Source organism: Luteimonas qiangzhengi (genome assembly GCF_039548515.1).
In the GTDB taxonomy this organism is placed as follows: Bacteria; Pseudomonadota; Gammaproteobacteria; order Xanthomonadales; family Xanthomonadaceae; genus Luteimonas.
Genome location: NZ_JBCLVE010000016.1, coordinates 71,796 through 79,312 on the forward strand (window position 1 = coordinate 71,796; position 7,517 = coordinate 79,312).

Consider the following 7,517-nt stretch of genomic DNA (forward strand, 5'->3'; position numbering starts at 1 on the left):
TCAGCTCCGGGCAGCTGCCATGAATGCTTCCACCTCGTCCGCACTGCGGGCGAGGTGCGTGGTCAGCACCTCGTGTCCTTCCCGGGTGACCAGCACGTCATCCTCGATACGGATCCCGATCCCGCGCCACTTTTCATCCACATCGGTGGCGTCGGGGGGCACGTAGATCCCCGGCTCAATGGTGAACACCATGCCCGGCTCGAGCAGCCGCGGCTCGCCGTCGATCCTGTATTCGCCCACGTCATGCACGTCCAGGCCCAGCCAGTGCCCGGACTTGTGCGGATAGAAGCGGCGATAGCTGCCCCGGGCCAGCACTTCCTGCAGCTGCCCCTTGAGCAGGCCCAGCGCCAGCATGCCCTCGGCCAGGACCCGGACGGTGGTTTCATGCAGCGTTTCAAACGCAACGCCTGGCCGTGCCTCTGCAAGCGCCGCGGCCTGGGCCAAATGGACCAGATCGTGCAGTGCACGCTGGGCAGGACTGAACTCACCGCTGGCAGGAAACGTGCGGCTGATGTCGGCGGCGTAGCCCGCGTACTCGGCACCGGCGTCGATCAGCACCAGGTCCCCCGCTGCAATACGCGCCCGGTTTGCACCGTAATGCAGCACGCAGCCGTTGGCACCAGCGCCCACGATGCTTTCATAGGCCGCCTGGCCGCCGTGGCGACGGAACGCGTACTCCAGTTCGGCCTGCAGCTCGTATTCGTACATGCCGGGCTGCACGGCACGCATTGCCGCAGCATGCGCACGCACGCTGATCGCCGCAGCACGGCGCATCAGTACCAGCTCCTCCCGGGTCTTGAACAGCCGCATCTCATCCAACAGGTGGCCAAGCTCGAGAAACTCGTGCGCGGCCTGTGCACGCACCGGCACCTGGGCCTGCACCTGCTTGAACCAGCCGATCAGCTTGAGGTCGAAATCCTCGTTGCGCCCGAAGTGGTGATACACCCGCGGTCTGCCCTCCAGCAGTCCGGGCAGGATCTCGTCCATGTCGTCGATCGGGTAGGCGTCATCCATGCCCAACGCGTCCACCGCGCCCTCCGGCCCCAGCCTTGGACCGTCCCACCCTTCGCGCACCGGATCGCGCTCACGGCAAAACAGCAGGCACTGGCCATGGCGACGCCCGGGCACCAGCACCAGCACCGCATCCGGCTCGGCAAAACCGGTCAGGTACCACAGATTCGAATCCTGCCGGTAGGCGTGGAACGTGTCCCCGCTGCGCACCCGCTGCGGCGCCGCCGGCACAATCACGATGGCATCTTCACCGGCCATCGCCATCAACTGCCTGCGGTGGCGCTCATGGACCGCAGGCGGTATCCCGGCCAGCGGACGCAGGGCGGGACCGGAATCCCTGACTCGACTCATGCCAACGAGGCCTTCAGTTGAAGCTCTGTCGATGGCGCGGCCCAAGCGCACAGTCCCCATGCAGCAGCAGCGCCGCCACCCGCACGAACTCCTGGATCTCCGCCAGCGCCTGCTCGTCGTCTTCGTCACCCTCTTCCTGCGGTGCCGCGGCGGCCAGGCGGGCGATATCAACCAGCGCTTCGCTGCCTTCCTCCGAGACCGGCGGATCCTTGCCCGCCGCCAGTCCGAAGCCTCCCAGAAATCCGCGGCACCAGTCGAACAGCGCCAGGGTCCGCTCATACAGCGGCTCCGACGCCGCGGGCAGCAGCAGGTTGAAATCGAACTCGGGATCCTCGATCTGCGACGCCGTGGCCTCGCGCATCCGCTCCAGCCCCCGATCGGGCGTTGGCGCCCCCTCATCGGCCAACACCTGGCCCAGCCAGCCGGGGCCAATGTCACCGCCACCGGCAAGCCATCCGCTGAGGTTTCCGTGCAGTTCGAAAGCGCTGACCGCCAGTCCAAGACTGCGGATCGAGTCCTGCACTTCGGCGACGGGAGGAAGAGTAGCGGTCATTGTTTCGGCCACTTTTTGAAGGGTCTGCAGTCTAACAACCCGGGCCCGCCGTCGCGCTTGTTGCCGAGGGCCCGCCGCGCCTAAACTCGACTGGGGCACTGCATGCTTGCAGTGCGGGGGAACAACGTGCTGATCGATCCTGCAGATCCGCTGCTGTCAGGCGTCGTCATGTTTTTGCTGACGCTGTTGGCAGGAGCGCTGCTGGCAATGCTGCTCCTGCGCCAGCGGCGTCGCGCGCGCCAGCAGCTGGACCTGCTGGCAGAGCGGGAGGAGCGGCTGAAAATGGCCCTCTGGGCCACCGGTGAGCACTACTGGGAATACGACGTCGGCACGCGGCGCGTGCGCGTGCTGCAAATCGAGCCGGAAGGCCCGGCCGACGTCATGCACGAGCGGGTGATGCCGGTCGGCGCCCTGATCCATCCCGACGATTTCCAGGCTGCGACACGCAGCATGCAGGCCTGTCTGGATGGCACCGCCCGAAGCGTCGTAGTGGAGGTGCGCATCATTCTTGATGACGATGAGCCGGTATGGATCCGGGCGGCCGGCCGTGTCGTGGCCCGCGGAGAAAGCGGTGCTCCGATCCGCGTGGCCGGCACCGCCAGGGACATCAGCCGCAGCCATCAGACCCAGCGCGAACGCCGGATTGCCGCCCAGGTCCTGCGCAGCATGGATGAGGCCGTATCGGTCGTGGATGAGAATTTCGACTTCATCTCGGTCAACCCGGCGTTCTCCCGCATTACCGGATACCAGGGTCAGGAGGTCATCGGCCGCAGCGCCGCCCTGCTCGACAGCCACCAGCACGATCACGCGTTCTATCAGCATGTGCGCCGGCAGATCGCCAGCAAGGGGCATTGGAAAGGGGAAATGTGGCAGCGCCGCAGGGACGGGGAGGAATTCCTGTGTCATCTGGTGAGCAATGCCGTGACCACGAATGAGGCGGGGCAAAAGCAGTACGTCACCGTCCTCAGCGATATCACCCAGCAGAAGCGTGCCGAGCAGGAACTGCGCTACCTGGCCAACTTCGACCCCCTGACCAGCCTGCCGAACCGGTCGATGCTGTCCGAACGCCTGTCACGGGCCATTGTCCGCGCCCGCCGCCATGGGGGACGCATCGCGCTGCTGTTCCTTGACCTGGACCGCTTCAAGAACATCAACGACTCGCTCGGCCACGCGGGTGGCGACCGGATCCTCAGGGCGGCCGCCATGCGCCTGCAGCAGACGGTGGGCGAGCATCACACCGTGGCCAGGCTGGGCGGCGACGAGTTCACGGTGGTGCTGGAAGACCTGGAATCGCCTGCCCATGCGGAGCGTAGCGCCCGCGAGATCATCATGGCCTTCGAGGCTCCCCTGCAGCTTGATGCCCGCCAGGAAATTTCCATTTCGACATCGATCGGCATCAGCCTGTATCCCGAGCACGGCCAGGTGCCAACCGAACTCATCAAGCGTGCCGACATCGCGATGTACCAGGCCAAGGCCGCTGGCCGACGCACGTTCATGTGCTACGACGACGCCATGGATGTCGCCACCCGCAAGCGTGCGACCCTCTCCGGCGCGCTGCACAAAGTGCTCGATCGCGGCGAACTGCGTCTCGCCTTCCAGCCGCGCATGGCGCTGGCCGACTCGCGCATTACCGGGGTGGAAGCGCTGCTGCGCTGGTCCAGCGAAGAGCACGGCGAGATCCCACCGGCGGATTTCATTCCCCTGGCCGAGGAAAGCGGATTGATCCTGGAAATCGGGGAGTGGGTGCTGCGCGAAGCATGTCTGGCGCTGTCCCGCTGGCAACGCCATGGCGTGGATCCGGGCCTGGCGGTATCGATCAACGTGTCGGCACTGCAGCTGTTGCGCGGCAATTTCCCGGAAGTCGTCAAACAGATTCTGGAAGACACCGGCCTGGCGCCCGGGCTGCTGGAGCTGGAGCTGACCGAAAGCGTGCTGATGGCCAACGCCGCACAGACCGCGGCGCATTTGCACGCATTCCGCAAAATCGGCGTTCCGCTGGCCATTGATGATTTCGGCACCGGGTACTCGTCGCTGGCCTACCTCAAACGGCTGCCGATCACATCGATCAAGATCGACAAGGCCTTCATCGACGACCTCAGCAGCGACCCGGAAGGCGCCGCCATTACCAGCACCATCATCACCATGGCCCATTCGCTGGGGCTCAACGTGATTGCCGAGGGCGTTGAGACCCAGGCCCAGGTGCGCTTTCTTTCCCGGCACGGCTGCAACGAGATCCAGGGATTCTGGCTGGCCCCGCCCATGGACGCACACGCCTGCCTGGCTTTCATCCGCAACTGGAACCCTGCCGGCGGCGCGCTGCCCAGGCCGGCGTCGGCAACCACTCCTTGACCGGGGCCCCCGGGCCTGCCTATCTTGCCCACATGGACAGCAACGACCAGCTTGAAAGGCTCCGCACGCTTGCGGCGCGCGTCGATACGCTGGTTGACCGGATCCATCAGCTGACCGCCGAGAACCACGGCCTGCGCCAGCAGCATGAACAGGTGTCGGGCGAGCGTTCGCAGCTGCTGGCCAAAAACGAGCAGGCCCGCTCGCGGGTGGAAGCCATGATTGCCAGGCTCAAATCACTGGAGCAGCACACATGAGCGCCGACAGCGAGCCGGTCAGCGTCCGCATCCTGGACCGTGAATACACGATCGGCGTCGGTTCCGACGGGCGCGAGGCGCTGATGGCTGCAGCCCGGCTCCTGGATGCCAAAATGCGCGAGATCCGGGGGTCCAGCCGAATGGCCTCGGTCGACCGCGTGGCGGTACTGGCGGCACTCAACCTGGCCCACGAGCTGGAGCAGCTGCGCACGCGTGACTTGGAGATTGAACGCGTCCTCGGCACGCTTGAGCGCAAGCTGCGCGGCGCCGGAATCGACTGATCCGCGCAGCCTGCCCGCATCGCCGGGCATTCATCTGCCCACTGGCATTGGAGCTATACTGGCCCTGCGTCCTCTGCTGTGTCCGACAGCGCGCAAACATTCGCCTTGTCCCTTAATCACGACACCGGGGAGGCGGTGGAATCCGGGCGTGCAGGTCCGCCTTGCAGCGGAAAGCCCGAAGGAGACCGCGGCCACCCCACTTGAACCCTGGGTTCAAGGTCGTTTTGCGCGCATCGTCATTGGCGGAGGACGTTCATTATTCCCAGCTTACGGGGCGCAACGTTCCCGGAGCATCACGGCCGGTGCGACCACCGCACCGCCGCCAAACGCAACCATTGCCAATGACCGATCCGCGCAACGCCCTGCGCCGCAGCCTGCGTCAGGCCAGGCGCGACATCCCCGCAAAGGACCGGATCGACGCGGCCGAAGCCATTGCCGGCCACCTGTTCTCCCTCCCGTTTTTCCCCCAGCGCGGCCACGTTGCCGGCTATTGGGCGATGGATGGCGAGATCGCTCTGCATGTCTGGCAGATGCGCCTTCCAGCGGATGTCACCTACTGTCTTCCTGTGCTGCCTTCCGACCCGGAAACAGCGGCCGCGTCTGGCCTGCGCTTCGCGCCCTGGCGGCCCGGCGACCCGCTGGTCACCAACCGCTACGGCATCCCGGAACCTGACGTCGATCCGTCCAGATTGCTGGGCGCCAGTGCCATGGATCTGGTGGTCCTGCCGCTGGTTGGTTTTGACGCCAACGGCAACAGACTGGGCATGGGAGGCGGCTGGTACGACCGCAGTTTCTCCTTCCGCCAGGGCAGCGCGGCGCCGCCCTGGCTGGTTGGCGCTGCATTCGCAGCCCAGCAGGTCGAGCAACTGCAGCCTGCAGAATGGGACGTACCACTGGACGCGATCTGTACCGAACGATCCACCCATCTTGCTGACGGAACCAGATGAACAAACGCACCCGCTACTGGCTCATGAAGTCCGAGCCCGATGACTTTTCAATCGATGACCTGGAACAGGTCCGCACCGAGCCCTGGAACGGAGTGCGCAACTACCAGGCGCGCAACTTCATGCGCGACGGTATGCAGGTCGGCGACCAGGTGTTCTTCTACCACTCCAATACCAAGGTGCCGGGCATCTATGGCATTGCCGAGGTCGCCAGCACGTCCTACCCGGACGAAACCCAGTTCGACAGCAAGTCCAAATACCACGACCCGAAGGCCACGCGGGAAGAGCCCCGCTGGTTCCTGGTGGACGTTGGCTTCGTGCGCAAACTGGACCAACCTGTTCCGCTGTCACTGATCCGCGAACACAGCGAAGCACTGGGCGAAGATTTCGCCCTGATCCGCAAGGGCGCACGCCTTTCCGTCCTGCCCGTCACCGCCTCGCAGTGGAAAATCCTGCTGGCCCTGGAAGGAACAAGCAGCAATGAGTGAAGCAAAGCGCCTGGCCGGAGAAAAGGCCATTGAGCACGTCGAAGACGGCATGATCGTTGGCGTAGGCACCGGATCCACCGTCGCCTACTTCATTGACGCCCTGGCAAAAATCAAAGACCGCATTGAAGGCGCGGTATCCAGCTCCGAACAGAGCAGCGAACGACTTCGCGGACACGGCATCGAAGTCCTCGACCTGAACGCGACCGGCCCCATCCCCCTGTACGTCGACGGCGCCGACGAATGCGACCCCCAACAGCGCCTGATCAAAGGCGGCGGCGCCGCCCTGACCCGCGAAAAAATCATCGCCGAGGCCAGCGAGCGCTTCGTCTGCATCATCGACCCCTCCAAACGGGTCGACGTACTGGGGCGGTTTCCACTTCCAGTGGAAGTGATCCCAATGGCACGCAGCCTCGTAGCCCGCGAGATCCTCGCCAACACCGGCGGCCAGCCCGTCTGGCGCCAGGGCGTCACCACCGATAACGGTAACTGGGTCCTGGACATCCACGGCCTGATGATCACCGACCCGGTCGGCCTGGAACGCAACCTCAATCAGATTCCCGGCGTAGTCAGCGTAGGCCTCTTCGCACGCCGTCCCGCCGACGTCGTCATCACCGGCAACTGAACTGAATCAAGCGAAGCAAGCCCGCCGCACCGCCAGCCTGACAAAAAGCCCGCCGCAAGGCGGGCTTTTTCGTGGGCGGTCATAAAGCACTCAACCAGCACATCCCCGGCGTTGCCGCCGTTGACGAACGCGCCGCGCTACGCAATCCAGGACCCTTCTCGTCCAGTCGCATCCCAGCCGCATCACAATCGTAGTCAGCATCACCGCGCCCCTCTACCGAAGCCGAGCCCCGTCGCGGGCGGGAAGTCTTTTCGGCGAAATAAAGGAGGAGGCCTCCGCCTGTGGCGGAGGCCGGGGGACATTCGCCGAAAAGAGCTTGCCGTCCGCGGCGGGGCCCAAACGATCCAGCGCAGGACCCGAAGCCAACCCGCGAACCCGGCACCCCAAGCCCATGCCCATGTCCATGTCCAAGCCCGAGCCCGAGCCCGAGCCCGAGCCCAACAAGTGTCGGGGGCGTAGCCCCGACCTACGGTACACCTCCACCAACCGCCGGACAAAAGAAAAGCCCCGCAGCTTGTGGCTGCGGGGCTTTGGGTAAAAAACCCTGGCGATGACCTACTCTCGCATGCTAGATGCACACTACCATCGGCGCGTGCGTGTTTCACTTCCGAGTTCGGAATGGGATCGGGTGGTTCCACGCAGCTATTGTCACCAGGGAGAGGGT

Annotated in this window: 8 protein-coding genes, 1 rRNA gene and 1 other RNA gene; 7 read left to right on the forward strand and 3 right to left on the reverse strand. The window is 65.0% G+C overall.

What is annotated here, in order from left to right; translation table 11 throughout:
* A complete protein-coding gene (locus WCE59_RS12745) occupies positions 1–1,332 on the reverse strand; it encodes an aminopeptidase P N-terminal domain-containing protein (RefSeq protein ID WP_343259165.1) in 1,332 nt (443 codons plus the stop codon).
* 43 nt (positions 1,333–1,375) lie between these two features.
* Entirely contained in the window at positions 1,376–1,915 is a 540-nt protein-coding gene (locus WCE59_RS12750; protein WP_343259154.1) for a UPF0149 family protein, read from the reverse strand.
* A gap of 102 nt (positions 1,916–2,017) precedes the next feature.
* Here WCE59_RS12750 and WCE59_RS12755 point away from each other — a divergent pair, with 102 nt between their 5' ends.
* The 7 genes from WCE59_RS12755 (at position 2,018) to rpiA (ending at position 6,853) form a co-directional block, all read left to right on the forward strand.
* Entirely contained in the window at positions 2,018–4,264 is a 2,247-nt protein-coding gene (locus WCE59_RS12755) for a putative bifunctional diguanylate cyclase/phosphodiesterase (protein WP_343259155.1), read from the forward strand.
* Positions 4,265–4,296: 32 nt separating this feature from the next.
* Positions 4,297–4,518 carry a TIGR02449 family protein gene (locus WCE59_RS12760; RefSeq protein WP_343259156.1) on the forward strand — a complete coding sequence of 74 codons (222 nt, stop codon included), beginning with the start codon at positions 4,297–4,299 and terminating at the stop codon, positions 4,516–4,518.
* Complete coding sequence (locus WCE59_RS12765) at positions 4,515–4,799, forward strand: cell division protein ZapA (protein WP_343259157.1); 285 nt, start codon at positions 4,515–4,517, stop codon at positions 4,797–4,799. The genes WCE59_RS12760 and WCE59_RS12765 overlap by 4 nt, the downstream gene beginning before the upstream one ends.
* A 67-nt stretch (positions 4,800–4,866) precedes the next feature.
* Positions 4,867–5,052: non-coding RNA, 6S RNA (gene ssrS, locus WCE59_RS12770), on the forward strand.
* Positions 5,053–5,140: 88 nt separating this feature from the next.
* Positions 5,141–5,746: a 5-formyltetrahydrofolate cyclo-ligase gene (locus tag WCE59_RS12775; protein ID WP_343259158.1), complete on the forward strand. Its 606-nt coding sequence runs from the start codon at positions 5,141–5,143 to the stop codon at positions 5,744–5,746.
* Positions 5,743–6,231, forward strand: coding sequence for an EVE domain-containing protein (locus tag WCE59_RS12780; protein WP_343259159.1), 489 nt, complete (start codon positions 5,743–5,745; stop codon positions 6,229–6,231). Before WCE59_RS12775 ends, WCE59_RS12780 begins: the two co-directional genes overlap by 4 nt.
* Entirely contained in the window at positions 6,224–6,853 is a 630-nt protein-coding gene (gene rpiA / locus WCE59_RS12785; RefSeq protein WP_343259160.1) for a ribose-5-phosphate isomerase RpiA, read from the forward strand. Before WCE59_RS12780 ends, rpiA begins: the two co-directional genes overlap by 8 nt.
* A 542-nt stretch (positions 6,854–7,395) precedes the next feature.
* On the opposite strand, the gene rrf is transcribed toward rpiA, so the two are convergent.
* Positions 7,396–7,509 (reverse strand): 5S ribosomal RNA (rrf, locus tag WCE59_RS12790).
* Between the last annotated feature and the right edge of the window lie 8 nt (positions 7,510–7,517).